Genomic DNA, 22,755 nt, shown 5'->3' with positions numbered 1-22,755 from the left:
ACCTTACGACCCTTCAGACACCGGGCGCGATGTGGCTCGGAGCACACGGAAGGGCCCGCCCCACCTGGTCTTTCGACCGGGCGGGACGGGCCCTCACCGAAGGGGTGCCGGAGCTCAGGCGGCCTCGATCGCCTCAGCGGTCAGCAGGCCGGCGTTGATCTCGCGGAGCGCGATCGACAGCGGCTTCTCGTGCACGTGGGTGTCGACCAGCGGACCGACGTACTCCAGCAGGCCCTCGCCGAGCTGCGAGTAGTAGGCGTTGATCTGGCGCGCGCGCTTGGCCGCGTAGATCACCAGGCTGTACTTGGAGTCGGTGGCCTCGAGCAGCTCATCGATCGGCGGGTTGATGATGCCCTCAGGCGCGGTCATCGAAGAGGACACGCTAAAACCTTCCGAAGTGGATATCTCCGACACGATCCGACTCACGAGCCGATCCGGTCAGACTACACCGAGCAAGGCTAGCAGCTCGGAGGCGACCTGCTCGACGGAGGTGTTGACCAGCGTCGTGTCGAACTCCGGCTCCGCGGCCAGCTCGACCTTGGCGGCATCCAGCCGCTGGTCGATCACGTGCTGCGGTTCGGTGCCCCGGCCGGTGAGCCGGCGGACCAGCTCGTCCCAGCTCGGCGGGGCCAGGAAGACCAGCTGCGCCTCGGGCATCGACTCGCGCACCTGGCGCGCGCCCTGCAGGTCGATCTCCAGCAGGACCGGCTCGCCGCGTTCCAGCTTCCGCAACACGGCCTGCCGGGGGGTGCCGTAGCGGTTGCCCGCGAACACGGCCCATTCCAGCAGCTCGCCGTTGGCGACCAGCTTGTCGAACTCGTCGTTGTCGACGAAGTGGTACTGGACCCCGTCCTTCTCGCCGGGCCTCGGATGGCGGGTCGTCGCCGATACCGAGAGCCAGACGTCGGGGTGTTGCTGCCTCATATGAGCGACGACCGTGCTCTTGCCGACCCCCGAAGGGCCGGAGAGCACGGTCAGCCGCGGACGCTCACTCATGCACCGATTATCCCGGATCGCGGACGATCCGGGGACCACGGGGTACGAAGCGGCCCCAGATCAGGAGGCCGCGCCGCCGAACTCCCGCTCCAGGGAGGCGATCTGGTTGGTGCCGAGGCCGCGGACGCGACGGCTCTCGCTGATGCCGAGACGCTCCATGATCTGCTTGGCACGAACCTTGCCGACGCCCGGCAGGCTCTCCAGCAGGGCGGAGACCTTCATCTTGCCGATGACCTCGTCGTCGGCCTTGCCGGCCTTGATCACGTCGTGCAGCGAGGCGCCGGAGTGCTTGAGCCGGTTCTTGACGTCGGCACGCTTCCGACGAGCCTCGGCGGCCTTGGCGAGCGCAGCGGCGCGCTGTTCAGGAGTAAGGGGCGGAAGAGCCACGCCGTTCACCTCAGGTGTGAATGGAAGGGATGAGCTATGACTGGTGGTGCCCGGCCGCCGAACGCAGACCCTGAACACAGGGCTCTGACCTGCAAAAGCGACGCGATGCGCCGCCGTTCGGTGACCTACCGCCGGACACTACCCAACTTGGGCTTCCACGTCAGGAAAAGAACACGAAAAGTCCTGGTCAGCAGGGGCCGACCCAGGACTTTCCGGGCAAATCCACCGGCTTGCGGCCGGGATTCTCAGCCGTTTGTGACTGCCCTCACATCCTCGACGAAGCGCGCGGCGGCCTCACGCAGGGCCTCGACGGACGGCCCGTGCTTGAGCACGTCACGGCTCACGCTGGGCACCACGTTGCCCACCGAGGCCCCGAAGACCCGCGGCAGGTCCTTCGCGGTGGCACCCTGCGCACCCACCCCGGGCGCCAGCAGCGGGCCGTTGATCGCGAGGTCCACCCCGGCCTCGGCCAGGGTGGCGCCGACCACCGCGCCGAACGAGCCGAGCGGCTCGGCGCCGGCGTTCTCGGCCGCCAGCCGGTTCAGCACGCCCTGGGCGACGCTGGTGCCGTCGGCGTCGACCGCCCGCTGCACCTCGAAGCCCTCCGGGTTGGAGGTGAGGGCCAGGACGAACAGGCCCGCCCCGTTGGCGCGGGCCAGGTCCACCGCGGGCTGCAGCGAGCCGAAGCCCAGGTACGGGCTGACGGTCAGCGCGTCCGAGAACAGCGGGCTGGCCAGGGAGAGGAAGGTCTCGGCGTAGGCCGCCATGGTGGAGCCGATGTCACCGCGCTTGGCGTCCATCACGACCAGCGCGCCGGCCGCGCGGGCCTCGGCCACCGTCCGCTCCAGCACCGCGATGCCGCGGCTGCCGAAACGCTCGAAGAAGGCGGCCTGCGGCTTGAGCACGGCGACCCGGTCGGCCAGCGCCTCGACCACCGTGCGGGAGAAGGTCTCCAGGCCGGCCACGTCGTCGGTCAGGCCCCAGGCGCCGAGCAGGGCGGCGTGCGGGTCGATCCCGACGCAGAGCCGGCCGCGGGTGTCGAGGGCGTGGCGCAGGCGGGTACCGAAGGGGGCGAGGGTCATGGGGTCCTTCCAGCAGGGGTTGCGGGGCGGTGGGCCAGACCCACCGCCTCGGAGAACGTGGCGAGGTCCCGGGCCGCCAGCTCGGCGCGCAGCTCGTCCAGGATGCGCAGCGGGGCGGTCGGGTCGTTGAACAGGGTGGTGCCGACGGCGACGCCGCTCGCGCCGGCGAGGGCGAACTCCAGGGCGTCCCGGCCGGTGCGCAGGCCGCCCATGCCGATGATCGGCACCGGCGGCATCCGGCCGGCCAGCATCGCGGCGTGGACCTGGTAGACGCAGCGGACGGCGATCGGGCGGACGGCCGGGCCGGAGAGGCCGCCGGTGACGCCCGCCAGGGCCGGGCGCAGGGTGTCCAGGTCGATGCCCAGGCCGAGGGTGGTGTTGATCATCGAGAGACCGTCGGCGCCGGCCTGGACGCAGGCGGCGGCGATCTCCGTGATCGAGGTGACGTCGGGCGAGAGCTTGGCGTGGACGGGCAGCGCCGCCTCGGCCGTCTCGCGCACGGCGCGGACCACGTCGTAGGAGGTGGCCGGGTTGGCGGCGAAGACCAGGCCGCGGTCGGCGGCGTTCGGGCAGGAGATGTTGACCTCGATGCCGATCACCCCGGGCTGCCCGTTCAGGCGGGCGGCCACCTCGGCGAACTCCTCCAGCCGCTCCCCCGCGATCGAGACCAGGACCCGCGCGCCGCGCTCGGCCAGCCAGGGCAGTTCGTCCCGGACGAAGGCTTCGATGCCGGAGCCCTGGAGGCCGATCGAGTTGAGCATCCCGGACGGGGTCTCGGCCATCCGCGGGGTGGCCGAGCCGGCCCGCGGCCGGAGCATGATCGTCTTGGTGGTGATCGAGCCGAGCCCGTCCAGCGGGACGAACTTGGCCAGCTCCCGGCCGTACCCGGCGCAGCCGGAGGCGGTGGTGAGCGGGTTCGGCAGGGTGATCGGGCCGAACGGGACGGAGAGGTCGACGTCCTCGGGGGTCATCGGGCGCCCGCCCCCGTCCCCCGCGCACCTTCCAGATCGGGCGGTACGGTGCCGATCTCGGCCCAGCGCACCCGGGCCCCGTCGAAGACCGGGCCGTCGGTGCAGGTGCGGGTGAAGCGGCTCACGCCGTCCGCGCCGACCACCGGCAGCACGCAGGTCATGCAGATCCCGGTGCCGCAGGCCATCGCCTCCTCCACCGACGTCCAGCAGCGGGCGCCCAGGTCGAGCGAGATCCGGCTGACGGTCGCGAGCATCGGCATCGGGCCGCAGGCGTAGACGACCCGGGCGTCGATCGCCCCGATCGCCTGGGCGAGCGGGTCGGTGGCCCGGCCCGTGAGGCCGGCCGAGCCGTCCTCGGTGACCACCAGGACGTCCGGGGTGAGCGCCCGGGCCCGCTCGACGCCGAACAGCCGGCCGGCGTCCGCCGCGGCCAGGATGAAGCCCACCTGGCCGCCGGTGCGCCGGATCTCCTCGGCGAGCGCGAACAGCGGCGCGGCGCCGTAGCCGCCGGCCACCAGCAGCGCGCTGACCGGGCCCTCGGGCAGCGGGAACGGCGTCCCCAGCGGGGCGATCAGGCTCAGCCGCTCCCCGACCGCGGCCCGGGCCAGCTCCCGGCTGCCCGCGCCGCGCTCGGCGACCACCAGCTCCACGGTGCCGGCGGCCGGGTCCGCCCGGTGGATCGCGAAGGCCCGGCGCAGCAGCATCGACGAGTGCGGGCCGCCGACCGCGAGGGTCGCGAAGTGGCCCGGTCTCACCCGGGAGGCCGCCTCGGGGGCGTGCAGGACGAGCCTGCGGTACACCCCTTCGGGGGTGCTGGCGAGCACCTCGGCGTCGGTCTGGACGGGGTGGGCCATCGTGGTTCACCTTTCGGCCGGCCGGTACGACGGTCTGAACTCTCCCAAACCGGCACGGACACTGTCACTTCGCCCTCGGGCTACTTCGCCTTCGCCGTGCCCACGGCCTCGGCGACGGTCCGGTGACCGCTGGCCCGCAGCCGGTCCGCCAGGCCCTTGTGCATCCGGCGCATCCAGAACGGGCCCTCGTAGACGAAGGCGCTGTAGCCCTGGACCAGGTCGGCGCCGTGCAGGATCCGCTGCCAGGCGTCCTCGGCGGTCTCGATGCCGCCGACCGAGATCAGCGCCAGCCGGCCCTCGGTGCGGGCCCGCAGCCGCTGCAGGACCTCCAGCGAGCGGTCCTTGAGCGGCGCGCCGGACAGGCCGCCGGCGCCGATCTCCTCGATCCGGGCGGCGCTCTCGCGCAGGCCCTCGCGGCCGATCGTGGTGTTGGTGGCGATGATGCCGTCCAGGCCGAGCTGGAGGGCCATGTCGGCGATCTCGTCGATGTCCTCGTCCGCCAGGTCGGGGGCGATCTTCACGAGCAGCGGCACGTGGTGCGCGACGGCGGCGTCGGCGGCCTTGCGGACGTCCCACAGCAGCGGGCCGAGCACCTGGACGGCCTGCAGGTTGCGCAGCCCCGGGGTGTTCGGCGAGCTGACGTTGACCACCAGGTAGTCGGCGTAGGGGGCGAGCCGCTCGGTGCTCTTGAGGTAGTCGGCGGTGGCGTCGGCCTCCTCGACCACCTTGGTCTTGCCGATGTTGACGCCGATCACCGGGGTGGAGGTGGTGTGCGGGCGCTTGGCGAGACGGGCCGCGACCCGGGCGGAGCCCTGGTTGTTGAAGCCCATCCGGTTGATCAGCGCGCGGTCCTCGACCAGCCGGAACAGCCGCGGCGCCGGGTTGCCGGGCTGCGGCTCGCCGGTGACCGTGCCGATCTCGACGAAGTCGAAGCCGAGCATGGACAGGCCGTCGATGCCGATGCCGTTCTTGTCGAAGCCCGCGCCGAGGCCGAACGGGCCGGGCAGGTCGAGGCCGAGCGCGGTGGTGCGCAGCGAACGGTCCCGCGGGGCGAGCACCAGCCGGACCAGCTGCCGCAGGCCGGGGACGGAGGCGGCCAGCCGGATCCAGAAGAAGGCCAGGTGGTGGGCCTTCTCCGGGTCCATCTTCCGGAAGACGAGGTTGAACAGGGTCTTGTACACGGGCGGGGGTGCGCCTTCCTGGGACGACAGCTGAAGGACATGGGAAGTGGGGGGCACCCGGTCGCGGTGCCCCCCACTAGGGTCGTGCTACTTGCGCCCGGCGTTGATCAGCGCCGCGTGCTCCTGCAGCGACATCACCCCGACCTCGCCGCGGGTGAGCGCGTCGATGCCCTGAACGGCCGCACCCATCGCCTGGACGGTGGTCAGGCAGGGGACGCCGCGGGAGACGGCCGCGGTGCGGATCTCGTAGCCGTCGAGGCGGCCGCCGGTGCCGTACGGCGTGTTGATGATGAGGTCCACCTCGCCGTCGTGGATCAGCTGGACGATGGTCCGCTCGCCGTTCGGGCCCTCACCCTCGCTGTGCTTGCGCACGATGGTGGACGGGATGCCGCCGCGCTGGAGCACCTCGGCGGTGCCGGCGGTGGCGAGCACCTCGAAGCCCAGCTCCACCAGCGCGCGGGCCGGGAAGACCAGGTTGCGCTTGTCGCGGTTGGCGACCGAGACGAAGACCTTGCCCTTGGTGGGCAGCGCGCCGTAGGCGCCGGCCTGGGCCTTGGCGTAGGAGGTGCCGAAGACCTTGTCGATGCCCATGACCTCGCCGGTGGAGCGCATCTCCGGGCCGAGCACGGTGTCGACGCCGCGCCCGTGGATGTCGCGGAAGCGGCTCCACGGCATCACGGCCTCCTTGACCGAGATCGGGCAGTCGGCGGGCAGGGTGCCGCCGTCGCCCTCGGCCGGCAGCAGGCCCTCGGTGCGCAGCTCGGCGATGGTGGCGCCGAGCGAGATCCGGGCGGCGGCCTTGGCCAGCGGGACGGCCGTCGCCTTGGAGGTGAACGGCACGGTCCGCGAGGCGCGCGGGTTGGCCTCCAGGACGTACAGGATGTCGCCGGAGAGCGCGAACTGGATGTTGATCAGGCCGCGTACCCCGACGCCGCGGGCGATGGCCTCGGTGGAGGTCCGCAGCCGCTTGATGTCGTAGCCGCCCAGGGTGATCGGGGGCAGCGCGCAGGCCGAGTCGCCGGAGTGGATGCCGGCCTCCTCGATGTGCTCCATGACGCCGCCGAGGTAGAGCTCGGTGCCGTCGAAGAGCGCGTCGACGTCGATCTCCACCGCGTCGTCCAGGAAGCGGTCGATCAGCACCGGGTGCTCGGAGATCAGGCCGGCGTGCCGCTCCAGGTACGAGGCGAGCGAGGCCTCGTCGTAGACGATCTCCATGCCGCGGCCGCCGAGCACGTACGAGGGCCGGGCGAGCACCGGGTAGCCGATCTCGTCGGCGATCGCCTTGGCCTCCTCGAAGGAGAAGGCGGTGCCGTGCTTGGGGGCGGGCAGCCCGGCGTCGCGCAGGACGCGGCCGAAGGCGCCGCGCTCCTCGGCCAGGTCGATCGCCTCGGGCTGGGTGCCGACGATCGGCACGCCGTTGTCCTTGAGCGCCTGGGCGAGGCCCAGCGGGGTCTGGCCGCCGAGCTGGACGATGACGCCCGCGAGCGGGCCGGCCTGCTGCTCGGCGTGGACGATCTCCAGCACGTCCTCCAGGGTGAGCGGCTCGAAGTAGAGCCGGTCGGAGGTGTCGTAGTCGGTGGAGACGGTCTCCGGGTTGCAGTTGACCATGACGGTCTCGTACCCGGCCTCGGCCAGCGCGAAGGAGGCGTGCACGCAGGAGTAGTCGAACTCGATGCCCTGGCCGATCCGGTTCGGGCCGGAGCCCAGGATGATCACGGCGGGCTTGGTGCGGCTCGCGACCTCGGTCTCCTCGTCGTAGGACGAGTAGAAGTACGGGGTCTTGGCGGCGAACTCGGCGGCGCAGGTGTCGACGGTCTTGAAGACCGGGCGGATGCCGAGCGCGTGCCGGACCTCGCGGACCACGTCCGGCCGCAGGCCGCGGATCTCGCCGATCTGCTGGTCGGAGAAGCCGTGCCGCTTGGCGTGGCGCAGCAGCTCGGGGTGGAGCTTGTCGGCCTCGGCCAGCTCGGCGGCGATCTCGTCCAGCAGGAAGAGCTGGTCGACGAACCACGGGTCGATCCTGGTGGCCTCGAACACCTCCTCCTGGGTGGCGCCGGCCCGGATGGCCTGCATGACGGTGTTGATCCGGCCGTCGGTGGGCACCTGGGCCTTGACCAGCAGCTCGGCCTTGTCGCCGGGCTCGCCGGTCCAGGTGAACTGCGAGCCCTTCTTCTCCAGCGAGCGCAGCGCCTTGTTGAGCGCCTCGGGGAAGTTGCGGCCCATGGCCATGGCCTCGCCGACCGACTTCATGGTGGTGGTCAGCGTGGCGTCGGCGCTCGGGAACTTCTCGAACGCGAACCGCGGGACCTTCACCACGATGTAGTCGAGGGTCGGCTCGAAGGAGGCCGGGGTCTGCTCGGTGATGTCGTTGGGGATCTCGTCCAGGGTGTAGCCGACGGCCAGCTTGGCGGCGATCTTGGCGATCGGGAAGCCGGTGGCCTTGGAGGCGAGCGCCGAGGAGCGGGAGACCCGCGGGTTCATCTCGATCACGATGATCCGGCCGTCGTCCGGGTTGATCGCGAACTGGATGTTGCAGCCGCCGGTGTCGACGCCGACCTCGCGGATGATCGCGATGCCGATGTCGCGCAGCGTCTGGTACTCGCGGTCGGTCAGGGTCATCGCCGGGGCGACGGTGATGGAGTCGCCGGTGTGCACGCCCATCGGGTCGAAGTTCTCGATCGAGCAGACGACCACGACGTTGTCGTTCTTGTCGCGCATCAGCTCCAGCTCGTACTCCTTCCAGCCGAGGATGGACTCCTCCAGGAGCACCTCGGTGGTCGGCGAGAGGGCCAGGCCCTGGCCGGCGATCCGGCGCAGGTCCTCCTCGTCGTGGGCGAAACCGGAGCCGGCACCGCCCATGGTGAAGGAGGGGCGGACCACGACCGGGTAGCCGCCGAGGGTCTCGACGCCCGCCATGATCTCGTCCATCGAGTGGCAGATCACCGAGCGGGCGGACTCGCCGTGGCCGATCCGGGCGTTGACGGCCTCGACCACGCCCTTGAACAGCTGGCGGTCCTCGCCCTTGTGGATCGCCTCGACGTTGGCGCCGATCAGCTCGACGCCGTACTTGTCGAGGGTGCCGTTCTCGTGCAGCGAGATCGCGGTGTTGAGCGCGGTCTGCCCGCCGAGGGTCGGCAGCAGGACGTCGGGGCGCTCCTTGGCGATGATCTTCTCGACGAAGTCCGGGGTGATCGGCTCGACGTAGGTCGCGTCGGCGATCTCCGGGTCGGTCATGATGGTGGCCGGGTTGGAGTTCACCAGGATGACCCGCAGGCCCTCGGACCGCAGGACGCGGCACGCCTGGGTGCCGGAGTAGTCGAACTCCGCCGCCTGGCCGATCACGATCGGGCCGGACCCGATGACCAGGACGGACTTGATGTCAGTGCGCTTCGGCACGGGTCAGCTCCCTGTGGTGGTGCGGGCCGGGGCACCGGCCATCAAGTCGACAAACCGATCGAAGAGGTACGCGGCGTCGTGCGGACCGGCCGCGGCCTCCGGGTGGTACTGCACGCTGAACGCCGGGGTGTCCAGGCACTGAAGGCCCTCGACCACGTTGTCGTTCAGGCAGACGTGGGAGACCTCGGCGCGGCCGTACGGCGTGTCGCTGACCTTGTCCAGCGGCGCCTCGACGGCGAAGCCGTGGTTGTGCGCGGTGACCTCGACCTTGCCGGTGGTGCGGTCCTGCACCGGCTGGTTGATGCCGCGGTGGCCGTACTTCAGCTTGTAGGTGCCGAAGCCGAGGGCGCGGCCGAGGATCTGGTTGCCGAAGCAGATGCCGAACAGCGGGGTCCTGCGCTCCAGCACGCCGCGCATGACCGCGACCTGGTGGTCGGCGGTGGCCGGGTCGCCCGGGCCGTTGGAGAAGAACACGCCGTCCGGGTCGACCGCGTAGACGTCCTCGACGGTCGAGTCGGCGGGCAGCACGTGCACCTCGATGCCGCGCTCGGCCATCCGCTGCGGGGTCATCGCCTTGATGCCGAGGTCGATCGCGGCGACGGTGAAGCGCTTGGTGCCGACGGCCGGGACGATGTACGGCTCGGTGGTGGCGACCTCGGCGCAGAGGTCCGCGCCCTTCATCTCGGGCGCCTCGTTGACCCGGGCCAGCAGCGCGGCCTCGTCCGCCAGCGCGGGGCCGGAGAAGATGCCGACCCGCATGGCACCGCGCTCGCGCAGGTGCCGGGTGAGCGCCCGGGTGTCGATGCCGGAGATGCCGACGACGCCCTGCGTCGCGAGCTCCTCGTCCAGCGAGCGCTGCGAGCGCCAGTTGGACGGGACCCGGGCGGGGTCGCGGACGACGTAGCCGGCGACCCAGATCCGCTTCGACTCCGGGTCCTCGTCGTTGACGCCGGTGTTGCCGACGTGCGGGGCCGTCATGACGACGACCTGGCGGTGGTAGGAGGGGTCGGTGAGGGTCTCCTGGTAGCCGGACATGCCGGTGTTGAAGACGGCCTCGCCGAAGGTCTCGCCGATCGCGCCGTAGGCCTGGCCGCGGAAGGTCCGGCCGTCCTCCAGGACGAGCACGGCGGGCACTCGCTCCCGCCTCAAGCGCTGAGTGGTGGGGGCAGGTGCGGTCATGATGCGGTGCCTTCCGTCTGCTGCGTGCGGGTGGAGAGTTCGAGGATCGCGGCGACCCAGGCCGCGTGCCGGTCCGGCGAGTCCAGCCGGACGCCGGACTCCAGGCCGGTGGTGCCCAGGCGCCAGCCGATGACCAGGAGACCGGAGGGGACGACCTTGCCCGCGATACCGGAGTCGAGGCGGGCGCCGGCCAGCACCTCGACCGGGATCCACAGGTCGGTGCCGCCCGGGCGGCGGACCAGCAGGCCGCGCTCGGTGAGGGTGAGGTCGGCGAGGCTGCGGGTGCCCAGGTCGTGGGCGACCACCCGGTCCAGCCAGTTCCCGGCGGTGGTGGTGCCGTGGTAGCGGCCGGCGGCGGTGAGCGTGGCCGGGCCGGGGTCGGCCGGGACCTCGGGCAGCGGCGGCAGGTCGGACTGCAGGGTGCGGCGCCAGTTCCAGCCCTGCCGCATCAGCCAGTAGACCAGCCCGACCACGACCGCCAGGCCGACCGTCCAGCCGATGTAGCCCGGCCAGTTGGTGACCTGGGCCTGCCCCGCGGAGAGGAGGCCGCTCACGCGAGATCGCCCTGCTCGGCCAGCTCGCCGGCCAGCACCGTGGCGGTGCCGCGCAGGAAGGTGGCGTGCACCCGCCCGGGCAGGTCCAGGCCTCGGTAGGGGGTGTTTCGGCTGCGCGTCGCAAAGCTGTCCGGGTCCACGGTCCCACGGTACGCGGGATCGAAGAGCACCAGGTTGGCCGGTTCACCGACCGAGACGGGCCTTCCGTGGCCGGTCAGACGGCCGATCCGGGCCGGGCGGTGGGACATCCGGTCGGCCACACCCTCCCAGTTCAGCAGGCCGGTGTCGACCATGGTCTGCTGCACGACCGACAGCGCGGTCTCCAGGCCGACCATGCCCATCGCGGCGACCGCCCACTCGCAGTCCTTGTCCTCCGCCGGGTGCGGGGCGTGGTCGGTGGCGACGGCGTCGATGGTGCCGTCGGCCAGCGCGGCGCGCAGCGCCTCCACGTCCGCGGCGGTGCGCAGCGGCGGGTTGACCTTGTAGACCGGGTCGTAGCTGCGGACCAGCTCGTCGGTGAGCAGCAGGTGGTGCGGGGTCACCTCGGCGGTGACGTCCCAGCCCTTGGCCTTGGCCCAGCGGACGATCTCGACCGATCCGGCCGTGGAGAGGTGGCAGACGTGCAGCCGGGAGCCGACGTGGGCGGCGAGCAGCACGTCGCGGGCGATGATCGCCTCCTCGGCGACGGCCGGCCAGCCGCCGAGCCCGAGCTCGCCGGAGACCTGGCCCTCGTTCATCTGGGCGCCCTCGGTGAGCCGGGGCTCCTGGGCGTGCTGGGCGACGACGCCGTCGAACGCCTTCACGTACTCCAGCGCGCGGCGCATGATCACCGCGTCGTCGACGCACTTGCCGTCGTCGGAGAAGACCCGCACGCCGGCGGCGGAGTCGTGCATGGCGCCGAGCTCGGCGAGCTTCTTGCCCTCCAGGCCCACGGTGACGGCGCCGACCGGCCGCACGTCGCAGTAGCCGGACTCCTGGCCGAGCCGCCAGACCTGCTCGACCACGCCGGCGGTGTCGGCCACCGGGAAGGTGTTGGCCATCGCGTGCACGGCGGTGTAGCCGCCCTTGGCGGCGGCCTGGGTGCCGGTCAGCACGGTCTCGGCGTCCTCGCGGCCGGGCTCGCGCAGGTGGGTGTGCAGGTCGACCAGGCCGGGCAGGGCGATCAGCCCGTGGCCGTCGATGTCGATGTCCGCCTCGGCGGTCAGGCCGGTGCCGATCTCCCGGAACACGCCGTCGGCGATGAGGATGTCCTGGGGCGCACCGCCGAGGATCTGGACGTTGCGGATCAGGTAGCTCGTCACTTGGCGGCCTCCGGGTTGTCGGTACGGGTGGTGTCGGCGGAGGCGTCGGCGAAGACCGCCCCGCCGAGCAGGAGGTAGAGCACGGCCATCCGGGTGGAGACGCCGTTGGCGACCTGCTCGACCGCGGTGCAGCGCGGGGAGTCGGCGACCTCGGCGGTGATCTCCATGCCGCGGACCATCGGGCCGGGGTGCATCACGATGGCGTGCTCGGGCAGCTGGGCCATCCGCAGGCCGTCCATGCCGTAGCGCCGGGAGTACTCGCGCTCGGTCGGGAAGAACGCGGCGTTCATCCGCTCGCGCTGGACCCGCAGCATCATCAGCGCGTCGGTCTTGGGCAGCACCGCGTCCAGGTCGTACGAGATCTGGCAGGGCCAGTTCTCGATGCCGATCGGGAGCAGGGTCGGCGGGGCGACGAAGGTGACCTCGGCGCCGAGGGTGGTCAGCAGGTGGACGTTGGAGCGGGCCACCCGGCTGTGCAGGATGTCGCCGACGATGGTGACCCGGCGGCCCGCCAGGTCGTGCCCGGCGCCGGGGTTGAGGTGGCGGCGGATGGTGAAGGCGTCGAGCAGCGCCTGGGTGGGGTGCTCGTGGGTGCCGTCGCCGGCGTTGATGACGCTGCCGTGCAGCCAGTCGGACTGGGCGAGCCGGGCGGGCGCGCCGGAGGCGTGGTGCCGGATGACGACGGCGTCGGCGCCCATCGCCTGCAGGGTCAGCGCGGTGTCCTTCAGGCTCTCGCCCTTGGAGACCGACGAGCCCTTGGCGGAGAAGTTGATGACGTCCGCGGACAGCCGCTTCTCGGCGACCTCGAAGGAGGTCTTGGTGCGGGTGGAGTCCTCGAAGAAGAGGTTGACGACGGTGCGGCCGCGCAGCGTGGGCAGCTTCTTGACGGACCGTCCGGAGAGGTGGGCCAGCTCCTCGGCGGTGTCCAGGATGAGCAGCGCGTCGTCGCGGCTGAGGTCGGCGGTGGAGACGAGATGGCGCTTCACGGCGGTCACTCCGGGAGGGGCTGGTCGGACGGCTGGGCGGCGAGCGCCTGGGAGGAGCGGGCCGCGTAGTCGCGGTCGCCGACCAGGACGGCGTCGCGGCCGTCGGTGTCGGCGAGCTGGACCTGGACGGCCTCGCGCAGCGAGGTGGGCAGGTTCTTGCCCACGTAGTCGGCGCGGATCGGCAGCTCGCGGTGGCCGCGGTCGACCAGGACGGCGAGCTGGACGGCGCGCGGGCGGCCGATGTCGCTCAGGGCGTCCAGGGCGGCCCGGATGGTGCGGCCGGAGAACAGCACGTCGTCGACCAGGATGACCAGCTTGCCGTCGATGCCCTCGGCGGGGATCTCGGTGTGCTCCAGCGCGCGGGCCGGCTTCAGCCGCAGGTCGTCCCGGTACATGGTGATGTCGAGGGTGCCGAGCGGGATCTCGCGGCCGGCGACCTGGTTCAGCCGGGACTGCAGCCGGCGGGCGAGGTGGACGCCGCGGGTGTGGATGCCGAGCAGCACCACGTCGTCGGCGCCCTTGGCGCGTTCGACGATCTCGTGGGCGATCCGGGTGACGATCCGGGTGATGTCCCCGGCGTCGAGCACCTGGTGCGGCGGGCGCGGCGCGGATGAGTTGTGTGTGGTCATGCCGAAGCGGACCTCCTTCCCCGCCTCACTGGACGGGCCTTAAAGGATGCCTGGGAGTGCACTCCCGACCGTGGCGGAAGCCTCGCCCATGGTAGCAGTGCGCCCACCTGCGTTCAGGACCGGATGGTTCCGCTTTGCCCGTTCGGCCGTACCTCGGCGGTTCACGGAGCGGCCGGGAGCTATTCGCACGACTGCCCCATTCGGCTTGACGCGACTACCTCACTCTACGTAACCTCACAGTGAGTTACGAGACCGCCTCCGTACCCACCGGTACGGCCGGCCGGATCCGCGGTCATCACCCGCTCGCTCGTGGCTCACCACTGAACGCGAAGCAATCTCGTCCGGGGAGATCTATGTCCAGCGACTACGCGAAGCAACTCGGGGCCAAGCTCCGGGCGATCCGCACTCAGCAGGGTCTCTCCCTGCACGGCGTCGAGGAGAAGTCCCAGGGTCGCTGGAAGGCAGTCGTCGTCGGCTCGTACGAGCGTGGCGACCGCGCGGTGACGGTGCAGCGCCTGGCCGAGCTGGCCGAGTTCTACGGCGTCCCGGTCCAGGAGCTGCTGCCCGGCGGGACTCCGGGCGGTGCGGCCGAGCCGCCGCCGCGCCTGGTCCTCGACCTGGAGAGACTGACTCAGGTGCCGTCCGAGAAGGCCGGCCCGCTCCAGCGCTATGCGGCCACCATCCAGAGCCAGCGCGGCGACTACAACGGCAAGGTGCTCTCGATCCGCCAGGACGACCTGCGCACCCTCGCCGTGATCTACGACCAGTCGCCGTCGATCCTCACCGAGCAGCTGATCAGCTGGGGCGTCCTCAACCCCGACGCCCGCCGCGCGGTCCGCGAGGAGGACGCGGGCTGACGCCCAGCGGCCAGCAGAAACGTCACGGCGGGGCGTGCGGCATCGGCCGCACACCCCGCCGTCGCGCTGTCCGGGCCCAGGCCCGGCGGCGCTGTCAGCACACCGAGCCGAGGCTGAACCCCGGCCGGGCCTCCACACCGTCCAGCTCGACGGCCGCCGGCGCATAGCCGAACCCGGTGCTCTGCCAGGCCCAGGCGACCTGCCGGTACTCGCCGCAGGAGCCCGCGGAGCCCTGCGAGCCGTGCAGCAGCGCCGCCCCCGGCAGCTCCCGGGCCAGGCCCGCGCAGAGTACGGCGCACACCAGGTCCAGGTCCTCGTCGTTGATCCGCACCACGCCGTCCTCCCAGCGCAGGATCCGGGCGTCCGCCTGCAGCCGCCCGCCGGGCGCGTCCACCACGCAGTGGAACTGGAACGTGCCGGCGCCGGCCCCCACCAGCATCCGCCGGAAGATCTCGGAGCCCTGCTCGTACGCCTGCCGGATCTGCGGCGGCAGCTGCTCCTGCGCGGCGCACAGCCCGCCGTCCAGCAGCAGGTCGGCGTGGCGCAGCGTCAGCCCGCCCTCGCGGGCCCGCACCAGGCGCGGGAGGAAGTCGCCCACCAGGTCCTCACCCTGGTAGGGCAGCAGCTGGGTCTGCAGCGGGGGGTTGACCAGGTAGCGGTCCCGGGCGGTCTGCTCCGCCGGGTCGAGCCCGTGCAGCAGGCAGAAGTCGGCGAAGTCCCCCGGGTGGAACATCCGGGCCTGGACGGTGCCGAAGACCCGGCGCGCCTCGGTCAGCAGGGCGGCGGTGTCCACCAGGTAGCCGGCGTGGTCGGCGGCCTCGGTCAGCCCCCAGGGCCGGGCCAGCTCGAAGTCCTCGGGGCTGGTCAGGATGCCGGTGACGAAGGCCTCCTCGGGCCTGCGGCCGCCCGCCCCGGCGGAGGTGCAGCGGGAGGACCGGGGGGTGCGGCTGTTGCGGGGCATCGGGGCTCCTGGGGCGGGGGGTCGACGGGCGCGGCCGGGTGCGCCGCTGCCCCTCTTCCTCCCCACCCCCACGCGCCGCACACGTACGGGGTGTCACAGCAATGTAACCGAGTGCGACGAACGCGCGTGCTACCGCCCCCTCGGGGCCCGGGCCAGCTGGCGGGACTGCGCGACCAGGCGGCCCGTCGAGTCCCAGACCTCGGCGTCCTCCTCGAAGTAGCCGCCGGCCAGGTTGCGGGTGGCGTGGCTGACCCGCAGCCAGCCCGGCGCCGGCTTCGCCCGCAGGTGGACGGTGAGCTCGATGGTCGGCGCCCAGCCGGGGATACCGAGGTCGAAGGTGACCGGCGGCAGCGCGTCGGCCACCAGGAGCAGCAGCAGCGGGTCCGGTTCGCGGCCGTCGGCGAGCTTGAACCAGCCCTGGATCCGGCCCTCCTCCGAGGGCCGGCCGAGCGCCCAGCCGATGGTGGCCGGGTCGAGCCGCAGGTCGAAGCGGGCCAGCAGGGCGGCCTGCTCGATCAGCTCCTTCGGCGCGTGCTCGACGCCGATGCAGTCCTCGGGCGGGGGCATGACCGGCGGCCGTGCGCTGGTGCGGACCTCGCCGGTGTGCGCGGCCAGGTCGCCGTAGGTGGCCAGCACCCGCAGCCGCTCCTCGCCGTCCTGGGTCAGCGAGGCGGTGCCGGTGGACAGCGAACGGCCCTGCCGGACCAGCTCGGTGGCCACGCTCGCCGGGCCGGGTCTGGCGGCGGACAGGTAGTACCCGCTGATCGACACCGGGTCGGGGTGCTCCCCGTGCCGCAGCGACAGCGCGTGGCCCGCGACCGCGAGCAGCAGGCCGCCGTTGATCCCGCCGCCGATCTGCCAGCCGGCGTCCAGCTCGGCCGCGTACCGGCCCGGCCCGTCGGCCTGGGGGGTCAGGGCGATGCCCCGGTCGAACTCGCTGCGTACCGCGGTGGTCATGGGTGCTGTCCTTCGCTGCGACGGTCCTGCCCGACTCCTCATTACTGATGAGTAGCCTACGCCGCGGCCCCGTACCCGGGCCAGCAACGCGTGAAGGCCGCCGGACCTGGGTCCGGCGGCCTTCACGCGCGGGACGTCAGTCCCGACGGATGGTCGGCTTCAGCTCCATGAAGCGGGCCAGCAGGCCGTTCACGAAGGCGGGCGACTCGTCCGTGGAGTATTCCTTGGCGATCTCGACGGCCTCGTCGACCACGACCGCGTCCGGGACACCGTCCTCCCAGATCAGCTCGTAGGTGCCGAGCCGCAGGACGTTGCGGTCCGCGACCGGCATCCGGTCGATCGTCCAGCCGACGGCGTAGGTCGCGATCAGCTCGTCGATCCGGCGGGCGTACTGCGTGTAGCCCTCGACCAACTGCATGGTGTACTCGGCGACCTGCGGGATGCCCTCGTCCGGCTTGGGCTCGCGTGCGCGGGCCACCCAGTCGGCGAGCACCTGCTCCGGGGAGACACCGCGGTGATCCGCCTCGAACAGGATCTGGAAAGCCCTGGTGCGGGCCTTGCTGCGTGCAGCCGCCACGGTTACTTGTTCACCCGGCCGAGGTAGCTGCCGTCGCGGGTGTCGACCTTGATCTTCTCACCGGTGACGATGAACAGCGGGACCTGGATCTCGGCACCGGTCTCCAGGGTGGCCGGCTTGGAGCCACCGGTGGAGCGGTCGCCCTGGACGCCCGGCTCGGTGTGGTCGATCAGCAGCTCGACCGAGGCCGGCAGCTCGATGTACAGGGGGGCGCCCTCGTAGACGGCGACCAGGGCCTCGAAGCCCTCCAGCAGGTACTTGGACGCGTCGCCGACGACGTCGGGGCTGATGAACAGCTGGTCGTAGGTGTCCGTGTCCATGAACACGAACTGCTCGCCGTCCTTGTAGGAGAACTGCATGCCGCGCTTGTCGACGTTGGCGGTCTCGACCTTGGTGCCCGCGTTGAAGGTCTTGTCGACGACCTTGCCGGTCAGGACCTCCTTCAGCTTGGTGCGCACGAAGGCCGGGCCCTTGCCGGGCTTGACGTGCTGGAACTCGACGACGGACCAGAGCTTGCCGCCGTCAAGCTTGAGGACCATGCCGTTCTTGAGATCGTTCGTGGAAGCCACGGGCGCACTAACTCCTGGATATAGCTGTCAAGGAACCAAGAAGGATGCGCAACCTGCCGCCGGGCCGGGGCCGCGGACTACAGGGCGAGGAGCTCCTTGGTCGTTATGGTGAGCAGCTCGGGCCCGCCCTCCTCAGGGGGGCGCACCACGAGCGTGTCCTCGATCCGGACCCCGCCCTTGCCCGGGAGGTGGACTCCTGGACCGACGGTGACCGGCACGCGATTGTCCAGTTTACCCATGTCGGCGGGGCCCAGGCGCGGCGCCTCCCGGATCTCCAGCCCGATTCCGTGTCCGACCGGATGCACGGAGCGCTCGGCGTGACCGGCCGCCTGGAGGATCGAACGGGCCGCGTCGTCCGGCACGTGCTGCGGGACCCCCGGCCCGAGCGCCTCACGACCGGCCCGCTGGGCGTGGAAGACCAGCCGGTGCAGCTCCACCTGCCAGGGCGCCGGAGCCGCGCCGATCACGAAGGTCCGCGCGGTGGAGACCCCGTAGCCGCGGTACTGCGCGCCGAGCACCACGGTGAGGAAGTCGCCCTCCTCGACCCGGCGGTCGGTCGGCTGGTGCTTCTCCAGGCCCGAGTGGGCGCCGGTGCCGACCGAGACCGGGAAGGAGGCCCGGTCCGCGCCGTGGTCGATCATGCGGCGCTCCAGTTCCATCGCCAGGTGCCGCTCCGTCCGGCCGACCAGGATCGACTCCAGCAGCTCGCCGAGCGCCTGGTCGGCGATCTCGGCCGCGATCCGCAGGTCGGCGATCTCGTGCTCGTCCTTCACCACCCGCAGCCGCTCGACCGCCTGGTCGAGGTCCAGCAGCCGGACCCCGGCCGCCGCCCCGGCCACCGCGCGGTGGCGGCTGACCGTGAGGTCGTGCTCCTCCACCGCCAGGTCGGCGACCCTGAGCCGGACGGCGGCCTCGGCCAGGGCCGGAGCCGTGTCGGCCAGCGGCGGGACGGGCAGCCGGGCGACGTCCTCGGGCATCAGGTGCTCGCCGGTGTCGTCCGGGGGGAGGTCCTCCGGGACGGCCAGCAGCACCCGTTCCCGGGTGAGCAGCACGCTCGCCCCGCAGGGCGGGCAGCCGGTCAGGTAACGGACGTTGGCGGCCCTGGTGACCAGCACCGCGTCGGCCCCGGAGGCACTGCAGTACTCCCGGAGACGTTCTCGTCGGGCCGCGTGCGCATCGGACATGGGTCGAGCGTACGAACCACGGCGGCCGGGCGCCCGTCGAGCCGATCGGACGGGGCTCGGACGGGGCCCGGACCGGGCCCGGGGGTGGTGCTACTCGTGCCGCAGGGCGCCCGTTCCGGTGGTCCGCCAGAGCACCGGGAGGGTGAGCGCGGTGACGCCTAGGATCCCGGCCGCCGCGGCGCCCGCCATGGCGAGGCCCCCTTCCCAGGCGACCTGCTGCGGCAGACCGGCCAGCTGGAGCAGCAGGCGGCCGACCCCGGTGCCGATGCCGACCGCCAGGACCAGGCCGAGCCCCATCGGCAGCGCGCTCTGCCACAGCAGCGACAGGCCGAGGGTGCGCCGCGGCGTACCGAGGGCCAGCAGGCAGGCCAGCGCCCGCCGGCGCTCGCGCAGCTGCTCCAGCAGGCTCACCAGCATGCTCAGCGAGATCAGCAGCAGGGTGGCCACCACCGCGGCGGTGAGCGCCCGGCGGACGCTGTTGAAGGCGCGGTCCGGCGCGAAGACCTGCTCGTCGGGGAGGAACAGCCGGGCCCGGGGGTCGATCCGGTGGACGGCGGTGCGCAGGACCTCCCGGGCGTCCGGCACCGCGGTGTCGAGCTCCACGTCGACCTGGGCGTCCTGGCCGGTCAGGACGCCGGCCGGAACGGCGGCGGGGGTGACCAGCAGGACCCCGGCCGGGTCGGCGGGGAGCGCGCGGGAACGCCCCGGCACGGACGGCAGCGTCGCCGGGAGCCGCCAGGCCGGCGCTGCCGCGCCGGCCAGGTCGGCCGTGACCTCGGCGCCGGGCTGCGGGCCTGCCCCGGCGGCGCCGGCCGAGCCCGTCCCCGTGACCTGGAAGCCGTCGCCGTCGGCGCAGGAGGGCAGGTCGGCCAGCTCCTTGAGGTCGGCGCAGGCACCGACCAGCGCGAGGGACGTCCGGTTCGGGTCCCGGTGGGCGCCGTGCAGGTAGATCGGGACGTAGCCGACGGCCGACCGCGCCCCGTCCCCGGCCCGCAGCCGGGCGGCCAGCTCCGCGGCGGATCCGCCGGCCCCCGCGAACCTGGCCCGGGCCTGGACCCCCACGACGCCGGTGCTCCCGCCCGCGTGCGGGCCGCGGGAGCTGTGCTGGTCGGCGATCGCGCCGAACAGGGTCTGCAGGACGACGGCGCCGGCGACCGCGACCAGCGTGCCGGCCGTGGCGCGGGCGGCGCCGCCGCCGCTGAGCCGCAGACGGCCGAGGGCCAGCTGAAGGGAGGGCGGACCGAAGGAGAGGTCACGGACGGTCAGGTCGAGCAGGGCCGGCAGCAGGGCGGCGATGCCGGTGAGCAGCAGGACCAGCCCGGCCACCACGATCGCCAGGTCGAGCGGCTCGACGCCGAGGTCGACCCCCCGTGGCGTCTGGGAGAGCAGCAGGCCCCCGGTGGCGGGCAGGGCCAGCCGCCACCACAGCCTGCGGCGGGTCCGGTCGCTGCCGCGCACCACGCCGAGCGGCTCCGCGACGATCCCGCGCATCGCGAGCAGCGCGGCCGCGACCGCGAGCGCCGGCACGGCCGCCATCACGGCGGCGGCCAGCAGCGGGTCCGGGTCGATGTCGGCCGCGAAGACGCTGAGGCCCTCGATGGTCACCGACTCGGCGAGCCGCCCGGCCACCCCGAACAGCAGCCAGCCGACCGCCAGCCCGGTCAGCGCCCCGGCCAGCGCCTCCCCCGCCGCGATCCGGGCGGTCATCGACCGGTCCGCGCCGACCAGCCGCAGCGCGGCCAGCCTGCGGTCGCGGGCCTCCCCGCCGAACCGGGTCGCCGCGGCGACGAACACCGCGACCGGGGTGAGCAGCACCACGATGCCGGTCACGCTGAGCAGGACCAGCTCGGGCTCCAGCTGCCGGGGCGGATAGGAGTCGCCGAAGGACTCGATCCGCATCGCGCCGCGGTCGGGGCTCAGGTCCTCGGCACCGAGGATGAAGGTGAGGTCGCCGGGGCCGACCAGGCCGCTGTCGGCGATCCGGCCGCCGACCGGGTGGTCGAGGCGCTGCTTCAGCAGCCGTCCGTCGGCCGAGTCGAGCAGTTTCGCCAGCGCCGGCGAGACGGCCATCTCGCCGGGCTTCGGATAGCCGGTCAGGCCGGGTGGCAGCGGCGCCTGCGGCCCCTCCGGCTGCATGATCCGGCCGCGCACCTCGGAGCCGTGGTAGGCGGTGGAGGCGTCCATCAGCAGCAGGGTGCCGGGGCCGGGGGCGAGACCGTCGTCGGCGTGCATGGTGTCGACCAGGGCGTGGATCCGGTCGTCACGGTGGTGCTTCATGGTCTGGAACGAGGACGCGAAGAGCAGTGTGGCGACCCCGAGCCCGACGCCGACGGCGGTCAGCAGGGTGCGGGCCAGGCTGTTCCGGCCGCCGGTGAAGGCGAGTCGCAGACCGATGCCGACCTGGCCCAGGCGGCGCAGCCGTACGGTCTGCAGCCGTACGGTCGGGGTCGGCCGGTCGGCGGTGGGCGGGGCGGGCTGGTTCACGGTGCCCTCTCCGGGGATCGGGGGCCGCCGGTGACGAGACGGGCGGCGTGGTCGGGTGCGGTGGAGACGGTCCACAGGACGCGGACCAGCCGTCGGCCGTCGTCCATCGGCCCGGCGGTCCGGTCGTCGGGGGCGGGCCCACCCGCCCAGGAGACGGTGGCGAGCAGCACCGTGACCGCGGCGAGGCCGAGGACGGGCGCGGCCGAGGCGGGCCGGGCCCCGGCGGGTGCTCGGCGGGTCACCGGCCGGCCCCTCGGCCGTCGGCGCGGTCGTCGGTGCGGCCGTCGCGCATGACGACCTCGCGGTCGGTGTACGCGGCGACCCGCGGCTCGTGGGTGACCAGCACCACGGCGGCGCCGGACTCCTTGACGGCGGCCCGCAGCAGTCGCAGCACGCGCTCGCCGTTGAGCGAGTCCAGCGCGCCGGTCGGCTCGTCGGCGAAGACCACCCGCGGGCCGGTGACCAGCGCCCGGGCGACCGCCACCCGCTGCCCCTGGCCGCCGGATATCTCACCGGGTCGCTGGCCGGCGGTGTCGCCGACCTCCAACTGGTCGAGCCAGGTGCGGGCATGGGCCTCGGCGGCCCGGCGGCGCATGCCGTTCAGCCGCAGCGGCAGCGCGACGTTCTCCAGGCAGGACAGCTCGGGGACGAGCTGTCCGAACTGGAACAGGAAGCCGAAGTCGGTACGGCGCAGCGCGCTCCGCCGGGAGTCCGAGAGGTCGGCCAGATCCTGCCCGCGGTAGGTCACGGTCCCGGCGTCCGGCCGGACGATTCCGGCCAGGGACTGCAGCAGGGTGGACTTGCCGGAGCCGGAGGCGCCCATCACGGCGAGCAGCTCGCCCGGCATGAGGGCGAGCGAGGCGCCGTCCAGCGCGCTGGTCGGGCCGTAGTTCTTGACCAGGCCGGTCGCGGTGAGCAGTGCGCCGGGACGGGCCGGGGGCTGCTCCGCGGGCCGGGCCCGGTGGTCGGCGAGCTCGTCGGCCGCTTCGACGGGGGAGATCCTCATGCCGGCCGCACCTCCCGGGTGAGCTCGTCCAGCCGGGCGCTGGTCAGTTCCAGCCAGCGCAGGTCCGCCTCCAGGTGGAACAGCGCGTGGTCGCAGATCAGCTGGTCGGCCAGATCGCCGTCGGCCTTGCGGCGCGTCAGTTCGCGCATCTGCCGCAGGTGCTCGGAGCGCTGGACGTCGAGCACCTCGTACGGCCGGCGGCCGGTCAGCACGGCCAGGACGACCTTGGTGTAGAGGGTGTTCTGCAGGTAGGGCTCCGGGCTCTCCGGGCGGGCCAGCCAGTCGGCGACGTCGGTGACGCCCGCCTCGGTGATGGCGTAGCGCTTGCGCTCGGGCCCGTCGCCCGGCTCGACGCCCTCGACCTCGACCAGGCCGTTCTTCAGCAGCCGGGAGAGGGTCGAGTAGACCTGGCCGTAGGCGAGGGAGCGGGTGCGGCCGAACTGCTCGTCGTAGGCGCGTTTCAGGTCGTAGCCGTGGCGCGGATGGGACTCCAGGAGCCCGAGGATGGTGTGTCCGAGTGACATGGCAGCGACTATACCCCCGAGGTATACACCGAGTGCATACGCCTCGGTGGAAGTGGCGTGTCGACCCGGGAATGATTCGCCGGCCCGGCCGGTTGTGACCCTATGACAATGACTTCCATT

Annotated in this window: 23 protein-coding genes; 1 reads left to right on the top strand and 22 read right to left on the bottom strand. The window is 72.7% G+C overall.

Translation table 11 applies throughout. The annotated features are described in order from the left end of the window. Positions 1-114: 114 nt before the first annotated feature. From rpoZ to pyrR, 13 genes are all read right to left on the bottom strand, one after another. The gene (rpoZ, locus tag OG871_RS31780) at positions 115-381 is read right to left on the bottom strand and encodes a DNA-directed RNA polymerase subunit omega (RefSeq protein ID WP_033819200.1); all 267 of its coding nucleotides are present in this window, start codon (positions 379-381) and stop codon (positions 115-117) included. 57 nt (positions 382-438) lie between these two features. Next, on the bottom strand, positions 439-996 hold the full coding sequence (gene gmk, locus OG871_RS31775; RefSeq protein WP_371501485.1) for a guanylate kinase: 558 nt from the start codon (positions 994-996) through the stop codon (positions 439-441). Between the two features lie 60 nt (positions 997-1,056). After that, positions 1,057-1,383, bottom strand: a complete 327-nt coding sequence (mihF, locus tag OG871_RS31770) for an integration host factor, actinobacterial type (protein ID WP_033819202.1) — start codon at positions 1,381-1,383, stop codon at positions 1,057-1,059. A gap of 245 nt (positions 1,384-1,628) precedes the next feature. Next, complete coding sequence (pyrF, locus tag OG871_RS31765; protein WP_371501483.1) at positions 1,629-2,465, bottom strand: orotidine-5'-phosphate decarboxylase; 837 nt, start codon at positions 2,463-2,465, stop codon at positions 1,629-1,631. Then, a complete protein-coding gene (locus OG871_RS31760) occupies positions 2,462-3,436 on the bottom strand; it encodes a dihydroorotate dehydrogenase (RefSeq protein WP_371501482.1) in 975 nt (324 codons plus the stop codon). Before OG871_RS31760 ends, pyrF begins: the two co-directional genes overlap by 4 nt. Then, positions 3,433-4,290 carry a dihydroorotate dehydrogenase electron transfer subunit gene (locus tag OG871_RS31755; protein ID WP_371501481.1) on the bottom strand — a complete coding sequence of 286 codons (858 nt, stop codon included), beginning with the start codon at positions 4,288-4,290 and terminating at the stop codon, positions 3,433-3,435. The genes OG871_RS31760 and OG871_RS31755 overlap by 4 nt, the downstream gene beginning before the upstream one ends. Before the next feature lie 80 nt (positions 4,291-4,370). Then, positions 4,371-5,471: a quinone-dependent dihydroorotate dehydrogenase gene (locus tag OG871_RS31750; protein ID WP_371501479.1), complete on the bottom strand. Its 1,101-nt coding sequence runs from the start codon at positions 5,469-5,471 to the stop codon at positions 4,371-4,373. Between the two features lie 87 nt (positions 5,472-5,558). Beyond that, the gene (gene carB, locus OG871_RS31745; protein WP_371501477.1) at positions 5,559-8,867 is read right to left on the bottom strand and encodes a carbamoyl-phosphate synthase large subunit; all 3,309 of its coding nucleotides are present in this window, start codon (positions 8,865-8,867) and stop codon (positions 5,559-5,561) included. A 3-nt stretch (positions 8,868-8,870) separates the two neighbouring features. Then, the gene (gene carA / locus OG871_RS31740) at positions 8,871-10,046 is read right to left on the bottom strand and encodes a glutamine-hydrolyzing carbamoyl-phosphate synthase small subunit (RefSeq protein ID WP_371501476.1); all 1,176 of its coding nucleotides are present in this window, start codon (positions 10,044-10,046) and stop codon (positions 8,871-8,873) included. After that, positions 10,043-10,600, bottom strand: a complete 558-nt coding sequence (locus tag OG871_RS31735) for a hypothetical protein (protein WP_371501474.1) — start codon at positions 10,598-10,600, stop codon at positions 10,043-10,045. The genes carA and OG871_RS31735 overlap by 4 nt, the downstream gene beginning before the upstream one ends. After that, complete coding sequence (locus OG871_RS31730) at positions 10,597-11,901, bottom strand: dihydroorotase (protein WP_371501473.1); 1,305 nt, start codon at positions 11,899-11,901, stop codon at positions 10,597-10,599. The genes OG871_RS31735 and OG871_RS31730 overlap by 4 nt, the downstream gene beginning before the upstream one ends. Then, positions 11,898-12,887 (bottom strand): aspartate carbamoyltransferase catalytic subunit, encoded by a 990-nt coding sequence (locus tag OG871_RS31725; protein WP_371501472.1) that lies wholly within the window; start codon positions 12,885-12,887, stop codon positions 11,898-11,900. The genes OG871_RS31730 and OG871_RS31725 overlap by 4 nt, the downstream gene beginning before the upstream one ends. 5 nt (positions 12,888-12,892) lie before the next feature. Further along, on the bottom strand, positions 12,893-13,516 hold the full coding sequence (pyrR, locus tag OG871_RS31720) for a bifunctional pyr operon transcriptional regulator/uracil phosphoribosyltransferase PyrR (RefSeq protein WP_371501471.1): 624 nt from the start codon (positions 13,514-13,516) through the stop codon (positions 12,893-12,895). A gap of 353 nt (positions 13,517-13,869) precedes the next feature. On the opposite strand from pyrR, the gene OG871_RS31715 reads away from it, so the two are divergent. Beyond that, complete coding sequence (locus tag OG871_RS31715; RefSeq protein ID WP_014134541.1) at positions 13,870-14,373, top strand: transcriptional regulator; 504 nt, start codon at positions 13,870-13,872, stop codon at positions 14,371-14,373. A gap of 94 nt (positions 14,374-14,467) precedes the next feature. Here OG871_RS31715 and OG871_RS31710 read toward each other — a convergent pair whose 3' ends face one another. The 9 genes from OG871_RS31710 to OG871_RS31670 all read right to left on the bottom strand — a co-directional run bounded on the left by OG871_RS31710 (position 14,468) and on the right by OG871_RS31670 (position 22,635). Then, the gene (locus OG871_RS31710; RefSeq protein WP_371501469.1) at positions 14,468-15,334 is read right to left on the bottom strand and encodes a hypothetical protein; all 867 of its coding nucleotides are present in this window, start codon (positions 15,332-15,334) and stop codon (positions 14,468-14,470) included. Between the two features lie 129 nt (positions 15,335-15,463). Continuing rightward, positions 15,464-16,291 (bottom strand): thioesterase family protein, encoded by an 828-nt coding sequence (locus OG871_RS31705; protein WP_371501468.1) that lies wholly within the window; start codon positions 16,289-16,291, stop codon positions 15,464-15,466. 136 nt (positions 16,292-16,427) lie between these two features. Next, positions 16,428-16,868: a transcription antitermination factor NusB gene (gene nusB / locus OG871_RS31700; RefSeq protein WP_371501466.1), complete on the bottom strand. Its 441-nt coding sequence runs from the start codon at positions 16,866-16,868 to the stop codon at positions 16,428-16,430. A gap of 2 nt (positions 16,869-16,870) precedes the next feature. Next, positions 16,871-17,437 carry an elongation factor P gene (gene efp / locus OG871_RS31695; RefSeq protein WP_371501465.1) on the bottom strand — a complete coding sequence of 189 codons (567 nt, stop codon included), beginning with the start codon at positions 17,435-17,437 and terminating at the stop codon, positions 16,871-16,873. A 77-nt stretch (positions 17,438-17,514) separates the two neighbouring features. Beyond that, positions 17,515-18,621 (bottom strand): aminopeptidase P family protein, encoded by a 1,107-nt coding sequence (locus OG871_RS31690; RefSeq protein ID WP_371501463.1) that lies wholly within the window; start codon positions 18,619-18,621, stop codon positions 17,515-17,517. A 90-nt stretch (positions 18,622-18,711) separates the two neighbouring features. Beyond that, on the bottom strand, positions 18,712-21,105 hold the full coding sequence (locus OG871_RS31685; RefSeq protein WP_371501461.1) for an ABC transporter permease: 2,394 nt from the start codon (positions 21,103-21,105) through the stop codon (positions 18,712-18,714). After that, positions 21,102-21,347: a hypothetical protein gene (locus OG871_RS31680; RefSeq protein WP_371501459.1), complete on the bottom strand. Its 246-nt coding sequence runs from the start codon at positions 21,345-21,347 to the stop codon at positions 21,102-21,104. Before OG871_RS31680 ends, OG871_RS31685 begins: the two co-directional genes overlap by 4 nt. After that, complete coding sequence (locus OG871_RS31675; RefSeq protein WP_371501458.1) at positions 21,344-22,111, bottom strand: ABC transporter ATP-binding protein; 768 nt, start codon at positions 22,109-22,111, stop codon at positions 21,344-21,346. Before OG871_RS31675 ends, OG871_RS31680 begins: the two co-directional genes overlap by 4 nt. After that, positions 22,108-22,635, bottom strand: a complete 528-nt coding sequence (locus tag OG871_RS31670) for a PadR family transcriptional regulator (protein WP_371501457.1) — start codon at positions 22,633-22,635, stop codon at positions 22,108-22,110. The genes OG871_RS31675 and OG871_RS31670 overlap by 4 nt, the downstream gene beginning before the upstream one ends. Positions 22,636-22,755 lie beyond the last annotated feature (120 nt).

The sequence above is a fragment of the Kitasatospora sp. NBC_00374 genome (genome assembly GCF_041434935.1).
Taxonomy (GTDB): domain Bacteria; phylum Actinomycetota; class Actinomycetes; order Streptomycetales; family Streptomycetaceae; genus Kitasatospora.
This window is presented reverse-complemented; position numbering and strand designations above follow the sequence as displayed.